We start from the raw sequence: 23,176 nt of genomic DNA, 5'->3' as shown, positions 1-23,176 counted from the left end.
CTCTCTCGGCGGCCCCGACGCTCTCTGGAACCTGACGGCGGTGTGCGAAGAGCACCACCGCGACTTCATCCACCGCGGCCGCATCCGCCTGACCGGCTGCGCGCCCGACAACCTGCTGTGGGAACTCGGCTGCCGGCCCGGCAAGCCGCCGCTCATGCGGCTGCGCGGCGATGTGTATCTACAGAAATGAGGCATGATGGCTGCTAACGCCGGGGCATGTTTCGCGCTCCCGCTGCCCACGCTACAAACGCGCAGCATGCGTACGTGGGTCAAGATCTGCGGCATCACGCGCCTGGAAGATGCCCGTGCCGCCTTCGATGCCGGTGCCGATGCCATCGGCATCAACTTCTGCTCGTGGAGCAAGCGCTGCTGCGACCCCGAACAGGCAAGAGCCATCGTGGCTGCTCTGCCCAGGCGCTCGCGCGTCTACGGCGTCTTCGGACGCACCACCAGGCAGGAGATCGAGCGCATCGTGTCCAAGGTCGGCCTCACCGGCGTTCAGCTGCACGGCGAAGAACCCGTCGAAGACGCCCAAGGCTGGTCGCTCCCTGTCCTTCGAGCCGTCGGCGCGTCCTCACGCGACGTGCTTCGCGAAGCGCTCGAGTGCGCGCAGGATCACCGCGTCCTCATCGACAACGCCGCCGGCGGCGGCAGCGGGCGTCTCATCGATCCGGCCCTCCTCGAAGGCCTCGATTTGTCGAAGGCGGTGATCGCCGGCGGTCTGACTCCGGCCAACGTGGCTGGTATCGTCGCGCGCCTGGCGCCCTTCGGCGTCGACACGGCCGGCGGCGTCGAGACGGCGCCCGGCATCAAGGATGCGCGCCTCGTCGACGAGTTCGTCCAGAGCGCGCGTCCGCACCAGGCGGCATCGACCGCGGCGGGTGAAGCCGCAGGCGATGGTGCCGCTGCAAAACCAGGCTCGTAGCCGACGGGGACGACCAGCCGGCGCGGCCGCGACGCGACGCCCAAAGCGAGATGGATCCGATGACCCAGACCACCGAAGTCCTATCGACGCCCGCCTTTCCCGACGAGAACGGTCGCTTCGGCCAGTTCGGAGGGCGCTTCGTGCCCGAGACGCTGATGCCGGCGCTGCTCGAGCTTCAGGAAGCGTATGAGAAGTGGAGGTCCGATCCCGGGTTCGCGCAGGAGCTGGTCGAGCTCAACACGAAATATACCGGTCGGCCGACCATGCTGTATTTCGCCGGCCGCCTCACCAATCAGCTCGGCGGCGCGCGCATCTATCTCAAGCGCGAGGACCTCTGCCACACCGGCGCGCACAAGATCAACAACGGCCTGGGGCAAGGCCTGCTCGCCAAGCGCATGGGCAAGACGCGCATCATCGCCGAAACCGGAGCGGGGCAGCACGGCGTGGCCACGGCCACCGTCTGTGCTTTGCTGGGCATCAAATGCGAAGTCTTCATGGGCGCCGAGGATGTACGCCGCCAGGCGCTCAACGTCTTTCGGATGCGGCTGCTCGGCGCCACGGTGCGGCCCGTCGAGAGCGGCAGCAAAACGCTCAAGGATTCGATCAACGAGGCGATGCGGGACTGGGTCACCAACGTCCGCGACACCTATTATCTGATCGGCTCGACCATGGGCCCGCACCCGTATCCGCAGATGGTGCGGGACTTCCAGTCCATCATCGGCGCCGAGGCGCGCGTCCAGATCGTCGCCGCCGAAGGGCGCCTTCCAGACCTGCTGGTCGCCTGCGTCGGCGGCGGCAGCAACGCGATGGGCCTGTTTTATCCGTTCATCGGCGACGACGGCGTCGAGATGGTCGGCGTGGAGGCAGCAGGGCGGGGCCTGGATGCCGGCGCCCATTCCGCGTCCATCACCCGCGGCCAGATCGGCGTTCTGCACGGCAAGAAAACCTATCTGCTCCAGGACGAGCTCGGCCAGATCAAGGAGGCTCATTCGATCGCGCCCGGCCTCGACTACCCAGGCGTTGGCCCCGAGCACGCCTGGCTCCACGAGATCGGCCGTGCGCGCTATGCCGCCGTCACCGACCAGGAATGCATCGAGGCGCTCCAGCTCCTCGCCCGTACCGAAGGCATCCTGTGTGCGCTCGAAAGCGCGCACGCGGTGGCCTATGCCGTCTCGGTGGCCCCGACCATGGGTCGCGACAAGATCATCGTGGTCAATCTGTCCGGCCGCGGCGACAAGGACATGCCGGCGGTGGCCGAGTATCTCGGGGTCAAGCTGTAGGCATCCTGCAGCCGGCGGTGGCCGAGTATCTCGGGGTCAAGATGTAGGCATCCTGCAGCCGCCGCCGGTCATGCTCCGGCGCTGCCACGGCATCGCTTGAAATCGAGCGCCGCCGCGCAACTTTCGCTATTTCGCCCCTTCCATGCGGTGCGGCCGCCGTGGTAAGGCTCGCCGGTTTTCCGGGGGGCGGCGTGGCTTGGTTCTTTAGTTTCCTTTCCCTGTTCTTCCTCGTTGCGGCGACGGTGCTGGCTTGGCGCGCCCCTGGCAGCGGCCGTGCCGGTCTCGCCTGGCGGCTGGTGGCTGCGTCCCTCGCACTGATGTCGGTGCGAAAGCTCGTGACGCTGTACGCGGAGCCGCCCGATGTGGCTGCGGGCTGGGGATATGTTCTGGGTGAATTCTTCGGCCTGCTGGTCGCGATGCTGTCGCTGGGCGGCGTCGTGACGATGCGGCAGCTCTGGGCTCGCGCCCGCCGCGAACGTAAAGCGGCCGAGCAGGATCGGCGGGCGCGTCGCGAGGCCGAAGAGCTGTGGCGCCGGGTCTTCGAATTCGCGCCCAATGGCTACATCATCGTCGGCCTCGACGGCACGCTCGTGCGTATGAACAAGGCGGCCTGCCAGATCGCAGGCGTCACTGCCGAGTCGGCCGAAGGTCGTCATCTCTTCGAGCTGAAGATTCTCGACGAGGACGGCATGGCGCGCGCCGCCGCAAATCTCGCCAAGATGGAACGCGGCGAAGACCCTGGCACCGTCGAGTATACGATCCATCGCCCCGACGGCACGACCTGTCTCGTCGAAGTCGTCGGCTACACGCTCGACGAGCGCAGCAAGCCCCTGATGCTGACCGTCCTGCATGACATCACCGAGCGCCGCCGCACCGAGATGGAGCTTCACACGAGCCGTGCACGTCTCGAAGAGGCACAGCGCGTGGCTGGCGTCGTCACCTGGGACCTCGACGTCACCACCGGCAAGCTGTGGCTGAGCGACAATCCGGTGCCGGGCGCCGGCGGCGTTCCGAGCTTCTCCCTGGATGAATCGATGAAGTTCGTGCACCCCGACGATCGCGAGCGCGTGGCAACGACGCTGGCCGGTCTGATCGCCGCCGGCGGCAAGCGCGAGATCACGGAGGAATACCGTCAGGTGGATCTCGAGGGCCGCGAGCAGATCGTGCGAGCCGTGGCCCGCACGGACACCGACGACAGCGGTCGCATCGTGCGTATGACGGGAGCTACGCTCGACATCACCGAGATCCGCAGGGCCGAGCAGGAGATCCGCAAGCTCAATGCGGACCTCGAGCAGCGCGTCGAGGACCGCACCGCCGCTCTGCAGCGGGCCGTGGCGGAGTTGGAGACATTCAGCTACTCGGTGTCGCACGACCTTCGCTCGCCGCTGCGCGCGATGGCCGGCTACAGCGAGCTCGTTCTGGAAGAGGCGCGCGATCAGCTGGACGCAACCAACCTCGAGCGCCTCGAGCGCATCCGTGCGTCCTCGGTTCGCATGGCCTCGATGATCGACGATCTGCTGTCCCTCGCCCGCCTGACGCGCGCGCCGCGCCACGATCAGCACATCGATCTCAGCTCGCTGGCGCGCACCGTCATCGATGATCTTTCCCACGGCGATCCCGGTCGCGCCGTCGAGATCCGCATCCAGCCCGGCATGGCACTGCGGGGCGACCCGGGCATGATTCGCATCCTGCTGCAGAACCTTCTGGCCAATGCCTGGAAGTTCACGCGCAATTCCGCGCACGCCTGCATCGAGGTTGGCTGCGAAAGCGGCGCGTTCTTCGTTCGCGACAACGGCGTCGGCTTCGACTCCTCGCAGGCCGCCAAGCTGTTCCGTCCCTTCGAGCGTTTCCATCGAGCCGACGAGTTCGAGGGCAGCGGCATCGGGCTCGCCACGGTCGAACGGATCGTGCGCCGGCACGGCGGGCGGATCTGGGCGCTGGCGGCGGTCGGAAAGGGCTCGAGCTTCTTCTTCACCGTCGGCGACGGTCCGGCTACGACGCAGCCCGATCAGCCGATCCCGCGCTTGTCGGCAGCCTGAGCGGCGCCCCTCACGCCGGCGGAGCAGGACCCGCGGACGGGGCGGCCGCACCCACCGCCGCAGAGGCGTTCGTGCGCTGGCGTTGCAAGCGGCGGCCGAGCGGCTCCTCTCCCTCGCGGCAGCTCTCGTCGACGGCTGGCGAAACAAACCTGCTGCTGAATTCTGGTACAGCGTCGCGCTGCGCTATACCGTGCTGAGCGCTTCCGTCGCATCTTCCCGGAGGAGGACTCTCATGCTTCGTCTGCTGCCCACGCTGTCGCCCGCCATTGCCATGTTCGTGCTTGCCGCGACCGCCGATGCCGCGCCGTTCGACCACCTGCAGTGCTTCAAGATCAAGGACTCGTCGGCCAAGGCGATCTACACGGCCGACCTCGACTCCAACGACCCCGCCTTCGACAGCCTCACTCCCGGCTGCTCCATCACGGTGCCGGCAAAACTGCTGTGCGTGGACGTGTCCAAGGACAACGTCAACCCGGCTCCCCCGGGAGCTCCCGATGGCGTGCCGCTGCAGAAGTTCCTCTGCTACAAGACGCGCTGCCCGAAGTTCCAGCCTGCGGCGACCCTCACCGATCAGTTCGGCGTGCACAGCGTCCAGGTGAAGGCGACGGGCCTGCTCTGCGCGCCGGTGGCGTCGCCCCTCGTCTCCACGACCAGCACGACGCAGCCATGCGTCGACGCCGACATGGACTCGTACTGCTCCAACGTCGACTGCGACGACGGGGACCCGGCGATCAATCCGGCCGCCACCGAGTCCTGCAACAACCAGGACGACAACTGCAACGGCCAGGCAGATGAAGGCAATCCGGGCGGCGGCGCCGCCTGCTCGACGGGCATGCCGGGCGTCTGCTCGGCCGGCACCACGACCTGCGCCGGCTCGCTGCAGTGCATCCAGAACCAGGGACCGTCCGCCGAGATCTGCGACTCCCTGGACAACGATTGCGACGGCTTTGTGGACGAAGGCAATGTCTGCCTGCTCCCGGACGGCACGGCGTGCAGCAGCAACTCGCAGTGCTCCAGCTTCCAGTGCGTCGACGGCGTCTGCTGCAACAGCGCCTGCGCCTCCACCTGCCAGGCCTGCTCGGCAGCCAAGACCGGCGGCTTCGACGGCCAGTGCTCGTTCATTCCGATGGGCGCCGATCCGGACGCCGAGTGTGTCGGCACCTCGGTGTGCAACGGCAGCGGTGGCTGTACGCCGTAACGATCGCGAACAGGCTCGGCACGTGCCGGCAAGGCGGCGGTGATTGTCGTTCGCCGGCAGATCCCGCTAAGACGCCGCTCGTGCCGAGCCGCATTGCCGATACGCTGTCGCGCCTTCGCCAGGAAGGACGCGCCGCTCTGGTGCCGTTCCTTACCGTCGGCGATCCCGATCTGCAGACCAGCCGCGACGCCATCATGGCGGTGGCCGAAGCCGGCGCAGACATCCTCGAGCTGGGCGTGCCGTTCTCCGATCCCATCGCCGACGGGCCCGTGATCCAGGAATCGAGCCAGCGCGCGCTCGCCGCCGGTTCTTCCCTTCCGCGGATTCTGGAAATGGTCACGTGGCTGCGCCAGCGCACCGACGTCCCGCTGGTCCTGTTCGGATACTGCAATCCGTTCTTCCGCTACGGCGACGAAGCCATCGCACGCGACGCCGTGGCCGCCGGCGCCGACGGCATCCTGTGCACCGATCTTCCGCCCGAGGAGGCCGGGCCGCTGGCGACCGCGTGTCGCAGGCACGGCCTCGACCGCATCTTCCTGCTCGCACCGACCAGCACCGAGGAGCGCATGCGCGCGGTCGCGCAGTACGCCAGCGGGTTCGTCTACATGGTCTCGGTCCTCGGCGTCACCGGCGCGCGCGCATCGGTGCCTTCCGACGGCGTCCAGGACCTGGTGCGTCAGGCGCGTGCCATCACCAGTCTTCCCGTCGGCGTCGGCTTCGGAATCTCTACGCCCGAGCAGGCGGCGTCGGTCGCGGCGTACGCCGACCTCGTCATCGTCGGCTCCGCGCTGGTACGCCGGGTGTACGAGGGCGGCAGGGAGGGGCCGGCAGCGGCGCGAGAGTTCGTCGGCTCGCTGCGGGCCGGCATCGACGGCGTGCGCCGCAGCGCCTGAGCCGGCAGCTCCCCCGCCAGCAGCGGCATCGCAAACGGCGACAGCCAGTGACGGCAACCTACGAAGAGACGCTCGACTGGCTCTATCATCTCGAGGCCAAGCGCGGGATGGACTTCCGCCTTGCTCGCCTCGATCCGGTGCTCGATCGCCTCGGCCATCCCGAGCGCGCGTTCACGTGCGTGCACATCGCCGGGACCAACGGCAAGGGCTCGACCGCGGCGATGATCGAGGCGGCGCTGCGCGCCGGCGGTCATCGCACGGGCCTGTACACGTCGCCGCACCTGGTTTCGTTCCGCGAGCGCATCCGCATGGCCGGCGTTCCGGCGTCGCGCCGCGAGGTGGTGGCGTCGATCTCCGCCGTTCGCACTGCCATGGAAGCCGCGCGCCAGGAGCTGACGTTTTTCGAGATCGTGACGCTGGCCGCATTGCACGCGATGCGCGAGCGCGGTGTGGCCGTCGCCGTCATCGAGGCAGGTCTCGGCGGCCGGCTCGACGCGACCAACGTCGCCTACGGGCAGGTCTGCGCCATCACCTCGGTGGACATCGACCACGCCGAGTACCTCGGCGACACCATCGCCAGCATCGCGTTCGAGAAGGCCGGGATAGTGAAGCCGGGCTCCGTGCTGGTCACCGGCGCGCTGCCGTGCGAGGCCGAGAAGGTCGTGGCCGCACGCGTGGAGGAAACGTCCGCGCGCTGGCTCGCCTACGGCCGCGACTTCGGCGATTTCGCTCCGATGGTGCAGGCGCAGCTCGACGGAACGGCACGCCTGCCGGGCACGCATCAGCGGCGCAATGCCGCGGTGGCGGCAACGGTGGTCGAGCAGCTCGGCGAGCGCTTTCCGGTCGAGCCGTCGCAGCGCGATCGCGCGATCGTCGAGGCGCGCTGGCCGGGCCGCCTCGAGCTCATCGAGGGCGCGCCGGTGGTGGTGCTGGATGCCGCGCACAATCCGGAGTCTGCGTCGGCCCTGGCGGCGGCGCTCGAGGAAACACGGATCGCGCGCCCGCGCACGCTCGTCTTTGCGGCCATGGCGGACAAGGACTGGCGCGCGATGCTGGCGGCGCTGCGGCCGTGCTTCGACGACGCCGTGTTCGTGCCGCTCTCGATGGCGCGCGCCGAGGCGCCGCGGCGGTTTCTCGAGGCCTGGCCGCAGGCACGCGTCGCTGCCTCGCCGGAGGAAGGCCTGGCGCTGGCGCGACAGCTGTCCGCAGGCCACGGCTCGGTGGTCATCGCCGGTTCCATCTTTCTCCTAGGGCACCTATACAGAAGCGCCGGTGGCTCCCTCCTCGAGCAGGACCTGTCCGACTGACGCCAACGAAGGTGCTCCTGCGCCTTTGCGAAGGCGGCGCCTGATCCGTTGCGCTCTCTCGACGTCGATCGCGCTCCTGCTCGCGGCCGGCATCGTCGGCGCGCAGGTTCAGCAGCCGGCCCCGGGCACGTCCGAAATGCCTGCGTCGACTACGTCGCCGTCCGTGGAACGTGATGAGCGCGAGCAGGCGCCTTCGCACGACGGCGACGAGCGCGAGCGGCGGCGCCGTCGAACCGAGCCATGCGCGCAGGCCTTCGATGAGCCGCCGCCGCCCGAGATCGTCGCGCCCGAGGCCGCCGAAGCCGCCGCTGCAACCGGCAAGAGCCCCGTCATCGTCGAGGCCGATCGTCTCGAGGTACAGGAGGAAGGCGACAAGGTCCGCGCCGAAGGCAATGTGCAGGTGCAGTGGGAGTCGAGCCGCCTCCAAGCCGGCACGATTGCGGTCGATCAGGACGAGAGAAAGGTCTCGGCCACAGGTGCCGTCCAGTACGATTCCAGTGAAGTACGCGCCACGGCCGACAGCGTTGCGCTCGACGTGGACCAGGAGACGGGCACGCTCGAGAACGTGGACGTGCGCATCCGCGGCGAGTCGGGCCGCTTCGGCGGCGCCCGCGCCGAGAAGCTCGAGGGACGGCGCTTCCGCCTCCAGGACGGCTATTTCACCACCTGCGGATTCGATGAGAACAGCGAGCCCGACTGGCAGCTTCGCGCCGGCAGCCTGGACGTGCAGCTCGACGACTACGCGCGCCTGCGCAGCGGCCGCTTCGAGATCAAGGGAACGCCGGTCCTGTACGTGCCGTATCTCGTCCTTCCCACCAAGGAGACGCGCCAGAGCGGCTTTCTTGCGCCCGAGATCGCACACAGCAGCCGCCGCGGCTTCGTGCTGGCCGAACCGTACTTCTGGGCCATCGACAAATCGCAGGACCTTACGTTCACCGGCGTCCTGGAGACCGAGGCGCGCGTGGGCCTGGACGCCGAATACCGCTACCGCCCCTCGCGCCGCCGCTTCGGCTCGGTGCAGGTGGCCTATTACAACGAGGAGTTGCGCGGGGGAGGGAAGTTCTGCTCTCGCGCGCCCGGCAAGTCCTGTCAGAGCGACGCCGACTGCATCAACGCGCGGCCATTCGATGAAGGCGTGTGCGTCGACAGCACCGAAATCGATTCCCCGCGTTTCTTCTCCTCGCACATTCCCGACAACCGCTGGTCCATCGATCTGCTCCACCGAGAGCTCGGACGCCAGTGGACCGCGTACGCCGACATCCAGGCGGTCAGCGACGATCTGGTTCTTCGTGAGATCGACACGTTCGGCGGCAACGGCCACAACAGCGAGCTGCGCAAGTCACGGCGCTATACGACTTCTCGTATCGGCGTGGATGCGTGGAATGGATTTACCAGCGGAGGCCTTCAGTCCGTCGGCTATCAGGCGCTCGGGACCGAGTCGCCATGGCGGGATGAGGCGGGGTTGCATGCGCCAGGGTTCGAATCCAACGACCTGACGCTCCACAAGCCCGCCACCGCCTGGCTGCAGCACGACGGCAGCGTCGGCCCGGTGATCTTCGGCATCGACTCGAGCGTCGCCACGTTCCTGCGCGAGCGCAGCACCGACGGGCAGCGCCTCGACGTCGCCACCTCCGTGGGACTTCCGCTTCTGACCCGGGACGTGGTCCTGTCCAGGGCGTGGTTGAACGGACGGGCCAGCGCCTACCACCTCGACGAGCAGGACGAGCTCGATCCCAACGGCATTCCGATCGCCCGTTTCGACGAGTTCCCCGCGCGCGGCCTGATCGAAGGCGGCTTGGATGTGCGCACCAAGCTGGCGCGGCCCTACGCGCTCGACAGCGAGCGCTGGAAGGACCTCTACAATTCGATCGAGCCGTTCGCCGGCGTCCGCTACCTCAACTCCACCGACGAGTTCGGCGACCTGCCGCTGTTCGACCGCCTCGATTCGATCGACGGGCGTGATGTCGTCACCTATGGCGTGGACTCGCGCTTCTTCCTGCGCGGCCGCAACCACGACCAGAATCCCTTCGAGCTCGCGCGCATCTCGCTTCTCCAGGCCTACAACATCACCCGTGAAGTCGTCGACGATCACTTCTCCGACGTCGATCTCGCCGCGTTCGTTCAGCCGCTGCCCGGCTTCGCCCTTCGCACGTTGACGTCCTACAACTTCGGCTCCAACGAAGTCCGAGGCGCCTACGCGTCGGTGGCGTGGGAGAGCGGCCCCAACGTCGTTCTGCGCGGCCCGTCCACCCGCGTGGCTGCAGCGTATCGCTATGTCCGCGAGGACCAGCTCCCGAGCGATCCCGCGCCGACGGCGCCCGAAGGAGCCGACATCCTGGAATCCGGCGAGCTGCTCGCGCGCCTCGGCCTGACGCGCAACATCGCGATCGGTCTGAAGGGCCGGTACGACTTCATCAGTACGCGCTTCGTCGAGAAGGCCGGCGGCATCACGTTCACGTCCTCGTGCGACTGCTGGTCGATCGGCGTCGGCATCATCGAGCGGGTCAATCCCGACGAGTTCCAGGTGCGCGTGGCGATCGAGCTGGCGGGGCTCGGCGGCATCGGCAGCGGCGCCACCTCGCGCACCTCGCCGGCTCTCGACGATGTCGCCTACGAAGACGTCGGGTTCTGGCGGCCGGGCTGGTAGGTATGAGCGGCCTCCCGCACCGCACGACTCGGTCGCGTCGCAACCGGCACCCGCGGCCATCACGCCGACGGCCATGAAACGACTCCTCATCGCCAACCGCGGCGAGATCGCCATTCGCATCGCGGCTTCTGCCGCCGACCTCGGCATCGAGACCGTGGCCGTCCATTCGCAGGACGACGCGCGCTCGCTGCACGTGCGGCGCGCCGATCATGCCCATGCGCTCAGCGGCAGCGGGCCGCGTGCCTACCTCGACATCGCCGAGATCCTGGAGGCCGCGCGCCGCACCGGCTGCGACGCGCTCCACCCCGGCTATGGTTTCCTCAGCGAGAACGCCGACCTGGCCCGCGCCTGCGCGCATGCCGGCGTCACCTTCGTCGGCCCCGGCGCCGATGCCCTCGAGCTGTGCGGCGACAAGACGCGCGCGCGCCAGCTGGCGCGCCGCTGCGACGTGCCCGTGCTGCGCGGCACCGACGAGCCGACGACGCTCGAGCAGGCGCATGCGTTCTTCGCCGCGCTGCCTTCCGGCGCTGCGGTGGTGCTCAAGGCGGCGGCCGGCGGCGGCGGGCGCGGCATGCGCGTGGTGCTGCAAGCGAAGGAGCTCGACGCGGCCTTCGAACGCTGCCGCTCCGAGGCAGCCGCGGCATTCGGCCGCGCAGACCTCTACATCGAGCAGCTCCTGCCTTGTGCGCGCCACGTCGAGGTGCAGGTCGTGGCCGATGCCGCAGGCAACGTGGTTCATCTCGGCGAGCGCGAGTGCTCGCTGCAGCGCCGCCATCAAAAGCTCATCGAGGTGGCGCCGAGCCCGACGCTGTCCGGCGCCACGCGTGACTGCATCACTTCGGCGGCATGCAGGATGGCGCGAGAGGCCGGCTATCGAAGTCTGGGTACGTTCGAGTTCCTCCTCGACGAGGAGGAGGCGTTCTACTTCATCGAGGCGAATGCGCGCCTGCAGGTGGAGCACACCGTCACCGAGGAAGTGACCGGCCTCGATCTGGTCGCGCTGCAGCTCCGCATCGCCTCGGGAGCCACGCTCGGCGACCTTGCGCTGGTGGCGTCGCCGCCGGTGCGCGGCGTGGCGCTGCAGGCGCGAGTGAACATGGAGACGGTGGCGGCCGACGGGAGCATCCGCCCCACGGGCGGGACCCTGACGGCGTTCGAGCCGCCGGCGGGACCGGGCGTGCGCGTCGATACGTTCGGTTACAGCGGCTACACCACCTCGCCCGCATTCGATTCGCTGCTCGCCAAGGTGGTCGTGCATGCGGCGGACTACGCGGCGGCGGTCGCGAAGGCGCAGCGTGCGCTGGCCGCGTTCCGCATCGAAGGGGTGGCCACCAACATCGCCTTTCTCCACAGCCTTCTGGACGACGAAGACGTCGCCGCATCGCGCGTGCACACGCGTCTGGTCGAAGACCGCGTGAGCAATCTCCTCGATCGCGCGCAGACGCCGCAGCCGCAGCTCTACTTCGCGAGCGCCGATGCATGCGAGCACCGCGAAGCTTCGACGGCCGAGCGCAAGGACGCTGCGAGCGCCGGCGCGTCCGCGACCGGACAGGGCGAGGCTTGGGTGGCCGGCGGCGCGGAGACCGCATCGGTCGCTCGAGCCGGGCGCGCCGGAGCGCGAGTGGATCGCATCGATCCGCTGGCGGTGGTGCGGCACGGCAAACAGCCGGGCCAGGCGGCGGCGATGCCGACGCCGCAGGCGCAGCGCGCCAGACGCGCAGAGCAGGAGGCGCCGCCCGGCACCGCGACCGTGCGCGCTCCGATGCAGGGCACCGTGGTCGGCATCGACGTCGGCGAAGGCGACGGCGTCGCGCCAGGCGCTCCGCTGCTGGTCATGGAAGCGATGAAGATGGAGCACGTCATCGGCGCGCCGGCCGGCGGCACCGTGCGAGCACTGGCGGTCGCGGTCGGCGACACCGTCTTCGAGGGCGAGCCGCTGCTGTATCTGCAGGAAGGCGATGTCGCCGCGGCTCAGACTTTCGAGTCGTCCTCGGGCGACCTCGATCGTATCCGGCCCGACCTGGCCGAGGCCGTCGAGCGACACCGCTTCGGGCTGGACGAGGCACGGCCCGAGGCCGTCGAGCGTCGCCGCAAGACCGGCCAGCGCACCGCGCGGGAGAACGTCGACGACCTGTGCGACCCCGGCAGCTTCGCCGAGTTCGGCGGTCTCGTCATTGCGGCGCAGCGCCGCCGCCGCGAGCTCGACGATCTGATTCGCCGCACGCCCGGCGACGGAATGATCTGCGGCATCGGCAGCATCAACGGCGACCTGTTCGCACCCGAGCGATCGCGAGCGGTCGTGATGTCGTACGACTACACGGTGCTGGCGGGGACGCAGGGCCTGCAGAACCATCGCAAGAAGGACAGGATGTTCGAAATCGCCTACGAGCAGCGCCTGCCCGTGGTGATCCTGACCGAGGGCGGCGGAGGGCGCCCCGGCGACACCGACGCTTCCGGCGTTGCCGGCCTGGACTGCCGCGCCTTCCAGTTCTTCGGGCGCCTCAGCGGCCTGGTCCCGCTGGTCGGTATCAACTCGGGCCGCTGCTTTGCCGGCAACGCGGCGCTGCTCGGCTGCTGCGACGTCGTCATCGCCACGGCCAACTCGAGCATCGGAATGGGCGGCCCGGCCATGATCGAAGGTGGCGGTCTCGGTGTGTTCCATCCGGACGAGGTCGGACCGATGAGCGTGCAGAGCGCCAACGGCGTCGTCGACATCGCCGTGGCCGACGAAGCCGAGGGCGTGGCGGCGGCCAAGAAGTACCTGTCGTATTTCCAGGGGCCGCTGCCGTCCTGGCAAAGCGCCGATCAGCGGCTGCTGCGCGCAGCCATTCCCGAGAACCGACTGCGCATCTACGACGTGCGCTCGGTCATCGAGACGCTCGCCGACACGGGCTCGGTGCTCGAGCTGCGGCGCGGCTTCGGCGCCGGCATGGTCACCGCGCTGGCGCGAATCGAGGGGCGCCCCCTCGGCATCATCGCGAACAATCCCTCACACCTTGCCGGCGCCATCGATCCGGACGGCGCCGACAAGGCCGCGCGCTTCATGCAGCTCTGCGACGCGCACGACGTGCCGATCCTGTTCCTGTGCGATACGCCCGGCATCATGGTCGGCCCCGAGATCGAGAAGAAGGCGATGGTGCGCCACGCGGCACGCATGTTCGTCGTCGGCGCCAGCCTTTCGGTGCCGTTCTTCACGATCGTGCTGCGCAAGGGCTACGGGCTGGGCGCGCAGGCGATGGCGGGCGGCAGCTTCCATGCGCCGATCTTCACGGTGGCTTGGCCCACCGGCGAGTTCGGCGGAATGGGCCTCGAGGGCGCCGTCAAGCTGGGCTTTCAGAAGGAGCTGGCGGCGATCGAGGATCCCGCCGACCGCCGCCGCATGTTCGATGACATGGTCGCGCGCATGTACGAGATCGGCAAGGCCGTCAGCATGGCTTCCTACTTCGAGATCGACGACGTCATCGATCCGGCCGAATCGCGACGCTGGATCCTGCGAGCGCTGACGGCAGCGCCGTCGCCGGCGCCGCGCGTGGGGAAGAAGCGAAGCTGCGTCGACGCCTGGTAGGGCAGGCGGCGCGGGCGCAGTCGCGCTCTCGACTCCCGCCGCATACCAACCCATCGAACAGGACCGCGGCGGCGGACGTCATCGTTGCGTGAGCGTGGACGGTCCGGCGCCGCCGAAGGCGCGCGATGAGAGGGCAATGTGACGCCGCTGCGCCGGGCGATGGCGGTGGTCGCAGCGGTTGCCGCCGGCGTGGCCTGTGCGTGCGGCTGGCTGCTGGCCGCGCCCGGCGCCTCCTATCAGGGGCCGCTGCCCGAGCTGACCATGGAAGACACGGCTTTGCGTGACCGGTTGCACGCGCACGTTGCGGCGCTTTCCTCACGCATCGGCGAGCGCAACGCGCGCCGCTACGCCAGCCTGGAGCAGGCGCGTCGCTACATCGAAGAGCAGTTCGCGGCCGCGGGATACCAGCCGCGCCTGCGCAGCTACGAGCACGACGGGCAGGCCTTCCACAACGTCGAGGCCGTGCTGGCCGGCGAGGCGTCGGCGGCGGCGATCGTGGTCGGCGCCCACTACGATTCCGTCACCGGCTCGCCCGGTGCCAATGACAACGCCACCGGCGTGGCGGTCATGCTCGAGCTCGCGCGCGCACTGGCGAAGCGCACGCCGCGGCGGCCGGTTCATTTCGTCGCCTTCCCGAACGAAGAGCCGCCGTACTTCAACATGGGCCGCGGGATGGGCAGCGCCGAGTACGTAAACACGTTCTCGGACCCGCGCGCGCAGCTGCACGCGATGATGTCCATCGAGACCGTCGGCTACTACAGCGAGGAGCCGGGCAGCCAGCGCTATCCGGCGGCGCTGGCGCCGCTGTATCCGGATCGCGGCAATTTCATCGGCTTCGTCGGCAACCCGCCGTCGCGGGATCTCGTGCAGCAGGTGGTGGCGCGGTTCCGCGAGGTCGCACGGCTGCCGTCGGAGGTCGCGGTGCTGCCGGCCAGCGTACCGGGAGTCGACTGGTCCGATCATCGCTCGTTCTGGGAGCGAGGCGTGCAGGCGCTGATGATCACCGATACCGCTACGTTCCGCGATCCGCACTACCACCGTTCCTCCGACACCGCCGAGCGCCTCGACTATCACCGCATGACGCTCCTGACGCGCGGCCTCGAACACGTGCTGACGGGCCTGGCCGAGATCGAATAGCGCCCGCGGCTTCTAATCCTGCGGCGGCCGCGGCCCGCCGCGCACCTCGAAGGTCACCGCCGCGAGCTCGCGGCGATCGCCGTCCAGCAGCGCGAGGCGATGGTGCCCGCGCACCGGCGACCATAGCGCCGGCTCTGCCGCGCTCAGGAGCGCGTCCCCGAGCTTCCAAGCGGCACCTTCCGGCGCGGCGTCGGCGACGAACGTCACGCGCTGCCGCTGCGGCGGGGTGTCCAGGTCGACCGTCAGGATGCTGCCGTCGGCCGGCGAGACGATGCGCGGAAGACGAGCCAGCTGCGAGGGCACGAGCGGCTCCGTGCCCTGCACGAACCACTCCGGCGGCGCACCGCCCGGCGCCGCCATGCGTATGACCGCCGTCGGCGGCGGCGGCGCGATGCTCGGCCGATCTGCATGCAGCTGCGACAGGACATCATTCCAGATCGGTGCGGCTCCGGAGACGCCGCTGACGTCGTGCATCGGGGCGCCGGTGAAGTTGCCGACCCAGACGCCGACCGTGTAGCGGTCGCTGAAGCCGATGCACCAGTTGTCGCGCATGTCCTTGCTCGTGCCGGTCTTGGCCGCCGACCAGAAGCGCGTGGCCAGCGCGTTCTCGAGCTCGAACGTCGTGGCGCGGCTTCCGCGGTCGGCGAGAATGTCGGCCGTGATGAACGCGGCCTCCTCGCCGAGCACGCGGCGCGCAGGCGGTGTCATGCTCTCCTGGTCGCCGTCGCGCGCGTCGGCAGCGGTCAGCCGCAGCGGCGATGCGAGGCCGCCGCGCGCCAGCGTGCGATAGGCGCCGACGAGCTCCCACAGGCTGACCTCGGCCGACCCCAGCGCCAGCGACGGGCCGTAGAAGTCGCCGTCGCCGTCGATGCCGTCGAAGCCGAGCTCGCGAAGGGAGTCGGCGAAGCGATCGGCGCCGACGAGCTGCAGCGTGCGCACGGCCGGCACGTTCAGCGACGCCGCCAGAGAGGTCCGGACCGTGACGAGGCCGCGGAAGAGATGATCGTAGTTGCGCGGACGAAAGACGCCGCTGCCGATCGCGATGTCGGTCGGGGCGTCCTCGAGCAGCGTGGCGGCGGTGACGAGGCGGCGATCGAGGGCCAGCGCATAGAGGAAAGGCTTGAGCGCCGAGCCCGGCTGGCGCAGCGCACGGATGCCGTCGACGTGCTCGGACGAAGACAGGCGCCCGCTCGAGGCCACGTACGCGAGCACGTCGCCGCTGGCATTGTCGACGACCAGCACGGCGCCGTCGCGAACCGACTGCTCGCGCATGTCTCGCAGGTGATCGTGCAGCGAGGAGGCCGCACGCCGCTGAAGCTCGGCATCCAGCGTCGAAGCACGATCACGGCAGCCGGCGACGTCGTCGGCCGTGAAGAGCCTACGTGCAGCGTGTGCCGCGTCCGTGACGCGCGGACCGGTGCCCGAGGGCGAGGCGAACGCGTCGTCCAGGGCCGCACGCAGCGGATCGGCGCGTGACGACAACGAAGCCGCGCGCGCAGGGTCGCCGGCGGCGGCGGAAGACGCGGCCATCAGCCGCTTCGCGCGTGCCTCCACGACGTCGCGTGCCGCATTGGGCGAGCGGATGAGCGCCGCCAGCACGGCTGCCTCGGGATGCGAGAGCCCGTGCGGCGCCTTGTCGAAGAGCACCGCCGCTGCCGCGGCCGCGCCCTGCAGCTCCCCGCGAAACGTCACCAGGTTCAGGTAGGCTTCGAGGATCTGTCGCTTGGTCCAGCGCGCCTCCAGCGCCCAGGCCGCGCGCATCTGCCGCCATTTGGCCGCCGGCGTGCGCGGCGAGCCGCCGCGCGCCAGGCCGCGGTCGAGCATCGCGGCCAGCTGCATCGTGATGGTACTGGCGCCGCGCAGGCTGCCGTGCCGGATGCGCTGCCAGACGGCCGCGATCATCGCACGGGCGTCGACTCCGCGATGATCGAAGAACCGCCGGTCCTCCGAGCGCAGCACCGCCTCCTGCAGCGCCGGCGAGATCCCGGCCAGCGACACCCAGCGCATCCGCCGGCGCGCCTCGTCCAGCCGCAGCTCGTGCAGGACCGCGCCGTGCCGGTCGAGCAGCCGCAGGTCGGAGGGGCAGTGGAGGGCTCGTGTCTCCTCGAACGTCGTCGGCGCCGGCGAGCCGTCGCGGGCGATGCGAACAACGGTCGCGGCGGTGACGGTCACCAGCAGCACCGTGGCGGCTGCGGCGCTGATGACCAGCTGCGCGTCGACCGCGACGCCGCCGATCATGCAGCGGCGATGTCCGGCGCCACTAGTCATGCACCTGCATCGGAGCGTTCGGCGACGCCGCGAAGCGTTCGGGTGCATAGAGCGCCTCGACGCGCGTGGGCGGAAGCTGGAAGGTTCCCGCCTGATTCAGACGGATGATGTACTCGACGGTGGTCGTTCCGGCGGGCATGTACTCGAAGTAGCCGCGGTATCCGGCGAACGAACGCTCCGTGTAGGTCGGCGTGTCGATGTCCGCGTCCTCGGCGGCCGGGAGACCGACGCCGGCGCCGCGGCCGAGACCGGCGGCCAGGTGCGAGGCGCCGGCGGGAACCGGATCGTCGATCACCACCCATGTCATGTGCGTCTGCGCATCGATCTCCAGACGCACGCGCAGGCGATCGCCGCGCTGCAGAGCACCCGACTCGTGCACGTCCAGCGGCGTCACCGTCTTGCGGATCGAGTAGCCGGCGCCGAGCGGCGACTGCAGCGGGAGCGCCGCTCGTGACGTGATGGTGAGCCACGGCGTGCCGCGGCCGCGGTGCTGGATGCGAAGGTCTTCGGCGGCGGCCGGCCACGGCAGCGTCAGCGTAGCCGGCGCCGGCTCCTTCCACTCATGAGCGCGAGCCTGCGCGCCCAGCGCCGCGGCGGTGGTTCCCGTCAGCGGCTCGGTGCCGAAGCGCTGGTCGAACGCGCGCATCGCCACCATGCCCCAGGCGTTGGAGACGGTCGTGCTCCAGGAGCCCTTGTGCTGCATCGACAGCGCGCCGCGCGCGATGGCCGGAAGCTCCTCGCGCCGCAGGTCGAGTTCGGACAGGAGCTGGGTCAGGCGCACGTCGTCGAGGTCGCCGGCGCGCATGAGCCACCACAGGTTCTCGCGCGCGTCGCTGCGGAAGGCGATGTGCGTGCCGGCAACTTCCAGTCGCGCACGCAGCAGCCGCTCGGTCTCCTGCAGGCGCTGTTCGCGCTCGGGAAGGTCCTTGATGCGGTGGACGATGCTCCACCAGTCCAGCAGCGCCGAGGTCGGCCAGCGCGCAGGCTCGATGGCGATGCTCTGCACCATGAACGCCTTGGCCTCGCCGGCGCGCGCCAGCGCCTCGATCACCGCCAGCTTGCGCAGCGGCAGGTCGACGACCGCGAATCCCGGATCGCGCACGACGTTGCCTTCGACGAAGCGGGTCAGCCCGCTGATCATCTGCATGCGCACGTCGTCGGGTACGGCAAAGCCGGCTGCGCTGCTCAGCGCCAGCACGTGCGCGGTCAGCACCTCGCTGCCGCGCGACATCGACGGGAAGTACTTGAGCAGCCCGTCGCCGTCGATGTACGGCGAGATGCCGGCCAGGATGCGCCCCCAGCGCTCCTGGTCGGCAAGCCCGATGGCAACCGAGACGCGCTGCTCGAGGCACTCGTACGGATAACGCTCGAGCGCCGCCCGTACCTCGCCGAGGCTGCCGGTCAGGCTCTGCGCCATCGCCACCTCGATGCCGCCGCGGCCCGGCACCGCGCCTGCGGGCATCTGCACCCGCTGCACCGCCTGCTGCTCGTGCAGCAGCGTCGCCTGCAGCGTCGTCTCGGGAACCGCCGGCACGATCTGCTGCCGCACCACGATCTGGTCTTGCGAGCCGCTGCGCGAGACTGCGCGCAGGCGGTAGACGACGTCGCCGGAGATCTGCGGAGCCCGCAGCTGCCACTCGACGACGGAACTCTGCGACGGCTCCAGGCGCAGCGAGCGCGGCGAAAGCGTCAGCTCCGGCACGCCGTCGGCCTCGCCGGCCACCTCGATGTCCATGGCGGCGGCCGTGGTGTTGCGCAGAGTCAGCTCGGCCGAAAACGCATCGCCCGCACGCACGAGCGGAGGCAGGCCCGGCAGCAGCAGCAGGTCCTGCGCCGAACGGATCGACGTCGCGCCGGTGCCGAACTGGCTGGTGCCGGCGGTGGCCACGGCGACGATGCGGAAGCTGGTCAGCGAGTCGTTGAGCGGCACCTCCACGCGTGCATCGCCGGCGGCATCGAGCGGCACGCGCGCGTTCCACAGGAGAAGCGTGTCGAAAAGCTCGCGGGTCTGGCCGCCGCCGCCTCCGCCGCCGGCGGCGACGGCCTTGCGTCCGAAGTGCCGCTTGCCCACCACCTGGCTCTGCGCCGTTGCCGTCGTTACCAGATACGGACGCCGGCCCATCATCGCTTCGAGCAGGTCCCAGCTCTCGTTCGCGTCGAGCTCGAGCAGGCCCTCGTCGACCGCGGCCAGCGCGATCTCGCTGCCGGCGGGCGGCGCGCTGCCGTCGAAGCGGCGCACCTGCACGTGCACCGACGCCTTCTCGCGAACGCGATAGACGGCTTTGTCCGCGCCGACCCGCACGTCGAGACGATGCTCCCTGCGGCCCACGCGCAGCTCGACCGCGCCCATGCGAAACGCGGGCTTGCCGAGATCGAGCAGCGCCGTCGGCTGCGGTGCGCCGATGCGGCCGCGCACAGCGAGCACCGAGACGAAGACGTTGGGCGCGTAGCTGGCGAGCAGGGGGACTTCGATGACCGGATCGGCGCCCGACAGCTCCAGCACCCGCGCCTCGGCCGTCCCTTCACGCTCGACGACCACGAGCGCGGTGGCGTGCTGGAACGGCATGCGCACCTGCAGTCGGGCGGTCTCTCCCGGCTCGTACTCGCGCTTCTCGGCGAGCACGTCGATGCGGTCGCTCGGCTCGACGGCGAACGAGGTGTCGTCGCCGGGTACGTACACCGAGACGTGCGTCACCGACTTGCGGCCCTGCTCGTCGACGGTCGTTGCCTGCAGCACCAGCTCGCCGCCACGATGGACCGACTCGTCCTGCGGCGGGCGCGCCTTGCACGGGAACATGCCGTCCGCGCCGGTGACGCCGTGGCAGAACGGTCCCAGCAGACGCGTCTCCACCGAACCTTCGTATCCGTAGAAGCCGCCGATCAGGCGCGTGCGCGACCAGTAGCTGCGCCGGTGCAGCAGCTCGACCGTGACCGGCGCGCCCGCAACGGGGCGCCGGTCGCTGCCGAGGACGACGGTCTTGGCTTCAATGTCGGCATCGGTGGCCAGCCAGCGCTCCACTTCGATGCCCACCACGCGCGCGGCCGGCCACAGCGTCGTCGTCGACGCCACCGTCTGACGCTCGCCGTTGGGGTCGCGAAACTCGATCTCGGCCACCAGCTCGCGCACCTCTTCGCTCGCCGGCAGCTCGGTCACCTCGGCGCGCGCGGCGCCCGATGCATCCAGCGTCAGCGGGCGCTCCTGATGCAGCTTGGGCGAAGGCAGGTCGCCTTCCTCGGCGTAGTCGTCGGTCTCGCGCACGATTCCGGTCTGGACCGAGCCTGCGGCGAACGTGAATGCCTCGAGCTCCTCGGGCACGTCGATGCTGCCCGCGCGCAGCTCGCTGCGAAGGATGACGGGCAGCTGCTCGGCGCCGCCGCCGGCGAGATACGCAACGGCGACGTCGACGGGAACCGACGCCGGCGCCACCTGCGTCTGCGCCGGCAGGCTCACCGCTCCGCGCATCAGCGGAACGCGGAACTGCTCGATGCGAAAGCGTGCCGTGCTGGTCCAGTCGGCCCAGCCGTCCTGTGCGGCCCCACCGGTCAGCCGCACGGCGTAGGTGCCAAGGCGGGCGCCGGCGGGGATGGGCCAGTCGGTGGCGGCCGCTCCGTTTTCGTCCCACGCAAGATCGAGCTCGTAGCTCTGCTCGCTGCCCTCGTGCACGACCTTGACCTTTTTCGGTCGCTTGTCGGCGGACGGCACGGCAAAGCCGCCCATCACCGGAAGGCGAAGCACGTGCTTCATGTGCACGGTGTCGCCGGGACGGAACAGCGAGCGGTCCAGGATCGTGTGGCGCGCGTCCTCGCTGCTGCCGTAGGTGTCGGCTTGCGGCAGCACGCGCCACGGCTCGATGCCGTCGTCCCACCCCGAATGCACGAAGCTGATGTCGCCGCCGCTGCGGGCGACGACGAAGATGCCGCTGGAAAGGACATCGAGCGGGCCGCTGTAGCGGTCGCCGTGCTCGTCGGTGAAATCGTTTCCGGCAGGGTCCTTGACCGGATCCTCGCTGACCGCGCCGCGGCGATCGCACGAGACCGGGCCGTAGCGGTCGAAGCCGCCGGCGCGCGCAAGGCCATACTGGTCGGTGACGAGATCGGCGAGTCTGGCGCCGTTGCAGTCGTGCAGCGTCACCTGTGCGCCCGCCACCGGCTTGCCGTCGTCCAGCCGCGTCACCCACACCAGCGAGCTCTCGTGTCCGCGCTTGAAGTGCACGGCCATGTTCGTGACCAGCGCCGCGGCCGGAACGTACATCGGAAGATCGGTGCCCAGATGCGAGGCGCCAAGGCGCGGGCTGGAGAGCTCGACGACGTAGAGGCCGGGCTCGCGCAGCGGGATGCCGACCACTTCCATTTCCTTGGCCGGCGACGGCTTGGGCAGCCGGAATGCCGTGCCGCTTTCGCGCTCCGGCTCGCCTTCGAAGATCGACCGGGCACGCTGTGCCCTCGACAGCCGCTGCAGCCAGTAGAGCATGCGACCCGGATCGTCGGCGGGAAGCCGCACCGTCTTTCCCGTCAGCGTATCGTAGGCGCGCCCGATCATCGTCATCCAGCCGGTCTGCTGCTGCGGAGTCAGAACCGCCTGCATGCCGGAAAGCTCGGCTTCGACGTTGCGCAACGTCACCGGCAGCGCCGGATCGGCCCTGGACTCGAGGATGCCGAAGCGCGAAGCGAACCTGACCAGCGGAGCCTGCGGCGCCGTCTTCGCTTGGAGCGCCGACGCGCGCGCCGGCGCAAGCGTCCGTCCGGAATCGTCGGAGAAACCTTGCGGCAGGCGGATGTCGTAGGTCGTCGCTTCGGCGAAGGGGCCGGGGAACTGGACGCTGTCTACCAGCGTCTCGGCGCGCAGGTCCTCCTGCCAGGCCGGAGCAGTGGCCTTGCGCACCTCGCCGGCCGGTGAGACGAGCTCGATCTTCTGCGCGTGCTGCCACGCAACCGAGCCCTGGAAGTCCAGCGTGATGCGCGAGACGGGATTGCAGTCGGCGCGTGCGTTCTCGCGCGTGCAGCGCACGTCGATGTCGAAGTCCTTGCGCGTTCGATAGGCCGTGGCCTGATCGCTGACGCCGGCGATGCCGCCGGTGGTGCGTACGCCGCTTCCCCACACCAGCGTCACCGCCTTGTCGTTCGGAAACCTCCGGCGCGCACGTACGATGACCGACGGGCCCTTGGGTTTGCGCCACTGCGACAGCGACGACAGCAGCGCCTCGCGCTCGGCGCCTGTCACGACTTCGGCCTCCACACGCTCGGGAAGTCCTTCCACGCCGAACCAGGCGTGCTGCGGCACCGAGGCGGGATCTGCCTCGGCGTTCAGGTGCAGGATGAATGCCTGATCCTCGGAGATGGTCTGGCCGGCCGTCGGATCGATGTGGAGGAGCGATGGGCCGCCGGTGTGGAACGTGAAGGCGTCGGCGCCCTCGACGCGTCTGCCTTCGAGATCCTGCAGCCCTTGCGTCAGGCGAAAAGTGCACTGCACGCCGCCGGGAAGGTCGCGCTCGAAGTCGTACGCCCACGTACGGCCGTCGATCCAGCGCCCGCGTCCTTTCTCCGCGCATTCGACGACGAACGGCGTCACCTGCTCGCGCAGGTCGCCGAAAGGGACCATCGGCTCGGAGAAGCGGGCGACGGCCTGACGCGCCTCCAGGCTGAAGCCCTGCGGGCTGAACATCTCGACGCTGGTCGCGTGCGCGGCCTGGGCGGACGCGAGCAGCGGCAGGAGGCGCAGGAGCACTCGAAGCAGCGCGGGGCGAAGCAGGTTCAAGAGGCGCCTGGACTAGCACGGCCTCCTGCAACAGACCACGTGTGCTCTGCGCCCAGCGAGCAGACGGCGAGAGCACGGCAGACGAAGGAGTGGCTGACCCAGGCAACTCCTCGCTCGCTTGCAGGGCGGCTCACGTGGGACTGTCTCGTCGGCGCCCACTGC

Annotated in this window: 12 protein-coding genes; 10 read left to right on the top strand and 2 right to left on the bottom strand. The window is 69.7% G+C overall.

Annotation, left to right across the window (positions count from 1 at the left end):
* The 10 genes from VEC57_03115 to VEC57_03070 all read left to right on the top strand — a co-directional run.
* A partial coding sequence (locus VEC57_03115; GenBank protein HYB98105.1) for a hypothetical protein occupies positions 1-190 on the top strand: 190 nt, incomplete at its 5' end.
* A 66-nt stretch (positions 191-256) separates the two neighbouring features.
* Entirely contained in the window at positions 257-925 is a 669-nt protein-coding gene (locus tag VEC57_03110) for a phosphoribosylanthranilate isomerase (protein HYB98104.1), read from the top strand.
* A 59-nt stretch (positions 926-984) separates the two neighbouring features.
* Positions 985-2,205 (top strand): tryptophan synthase subunit beta, encoded by a 1,221-nt coding sequence (gene trpB / locus VEC57_03105; GenBank protein HYB98103.1) that lies wholly within the window; start codon positions 985-987, stop codon positions 2,203-2,205.
* 296 nt (positions 2,206-2,501) lie between these two features.
* Positions 2,502-4,244: a PAS domain S-box protein gene (locus VEC57_03100; protein ID HYB98102.1), complete on the top strand. Its 1,743-nt coding sequence runs from the start codon at positions 2,502-2,504 to the stop codon at positions 4,242-4,244.
* 232 nt (positions 4,245-4,476) lie between these two features.
* Positions 4,477-5,442 carry a putative metal-binding motif-containing protein gene (locus VEC57_03095; protein ID HYB98101.1) on the top strand — a complete coding sequence of 322 codons (966 nt, stop codon included), beginning with the start codon at positions 4,477-4,479 and terminating at the stop codon, positions 5,440-5,442.
* An 80-nt stretch (positions 5,443-5,522) separates the two neighbouring features.
* Complete coding sequence (gene trpA, locus VEC57_03090) at positions 5,523-6,335, top strand: tryptophan synthase subunit alpha (GenBank protein HYB98100.1); 813 nt, start codon at positions 5,523-5,525, stop codon at positions 6,333-6,335.
* Between the two features lie 47 nt (positions 6,336-6,382).
* Positions 6,383-7,642 carry a folylpolyglutamate synthase/dihydrofolate synthase family protein gene (locus VEC57_03085; GenBank protein ID HYB98099.1) on the top strand — a complete coding sequence of 420 codons (1,260 nt, stop codon included), beginning with the start codon at positions 6,383-6,385 and terminating at the stop codon, positions 7,640-7,642.
* A 163-nt stretch (positions 7,643-7,805) separates the two neighbouring features.
* Positions 7,806-10,289 carry an LPS assembly protein LptD gene (gene lptD, locus VEC57_03080; protein ID HYB98098.1) on the top strand — a complete coding sequence of 828 codons (2,484 nt, stop codon included), beginning with the start codon at positions 7,806-7,808 and terminating at the stop codon, positions 10,287-10,289.
* Positions 10,290-10,362: 73 nt separating this feature from the next.
* Positions 10,363-13,854 carry a carboxyl transferase domain-containing protein gene (locus VEC57_03075; GenBank protein HYB98097.1) on the top strand — a complete coding sequence of 1,164 codons (3,492 nt, stop codon included), beginning with the start codon at positions 10,363-10,365 and terminating at the stop codon, positions 13,852-13,854.
* A gap of 138 nt (positions 13,855-13,992) precedes the next feature.
* On the top strand, positions 13,993-14,991 hold the full coding sequence (locus VEC57_03070; GenBank protein ID HYB98096.1) for a M20/M25/M40 family metallo-hydrolase: 999 nt from the start codon (positions 13,993-13,995) through the stop codon (positions 14,989-14,991).
* A 12-nt stretch (positions 14,992-15,003) separates the two neighbouring features.
* Here the strand turns inward: VEC57_03070 and pbpC are convergent, their stop codons facing one another.
* Both pbpC and VEC57_03060 read right to left on the bottom strand, forming a co-directional pair.
* Positions 15,004-17,229, bottom strand: a complete 2,226-nt coding sequence (pbpC, locus tag VEC57_03065; GenBank protein HYB98095.1) for a penicillin-binding protein 1C — start codon at positions 17,227-17,229, stop codon at positions 15,004-15,006.
* A 22-nt stretch (positions 17,230-17,251) separates the two neighbouring features.
* Entirely contained in the window at positions 17,252-23,014 is a 5,763-nt protein-coding gene (locus tag VEC57_03060) for an MG2 domain-containing protein (protein ID HYB98094.1), read from the bottom strand.
* Between the last annotated feature and the right edge of the window lie 162 nt (positions 23,015-23,176).

Source organism: Candidatus Limnocylindrales bacterium, assembly GCA_035626395.1.
In the GTDB taxonomy this organism is placed as follows: domain Bacteria; phylum Desulfobacterota; class Binatia; order UBA1149; family CAITLU01; genus DASPNH01.
The sequence above is the reverse complement of the archived record's forward strand: the minus strand, read 5'-3'. Positions and strand labels throughout refer to the sequence as shown.

Excerpts from the sequence above, each read along its gene's own strand:
- VEC57_03110 (HYB98104.1), top strand. The coding sequence starts at position 257 with ATGCGTACGTGGGTCAAGATCTGCGGCATCACGCGCCTGGAAGATGCC.
- trpB (HYB98103.1), top strand. The coding sequence starts at position 985 with ATGACCCAGACCACCGAAGTCCTATCGACGCCCGCCTTTCCCGACGAG.
- VEC57_03095 (HYB98101.1), top strand. The coding sequence starts at position 4,477 with ATGCTTCGTCTGCTGCCCACGCTGTCGCCCGCCATTGCCATGTTCGTG.
- VEC57_03075 (HYB98097.1), top strand. The coding sequence starts at position 10,363 with ATGAAACGACTCCTCATCGCCAACCGCGGCGAGATCGCCATTCGCATC.
- pbpC (HYB98095.1), bottom strand. The coding sequence starts at position 17,229 with ATGATCGGCGGCGTCGCGGTCGACGCGCAGCTGGTCATCAGCGCCGCA.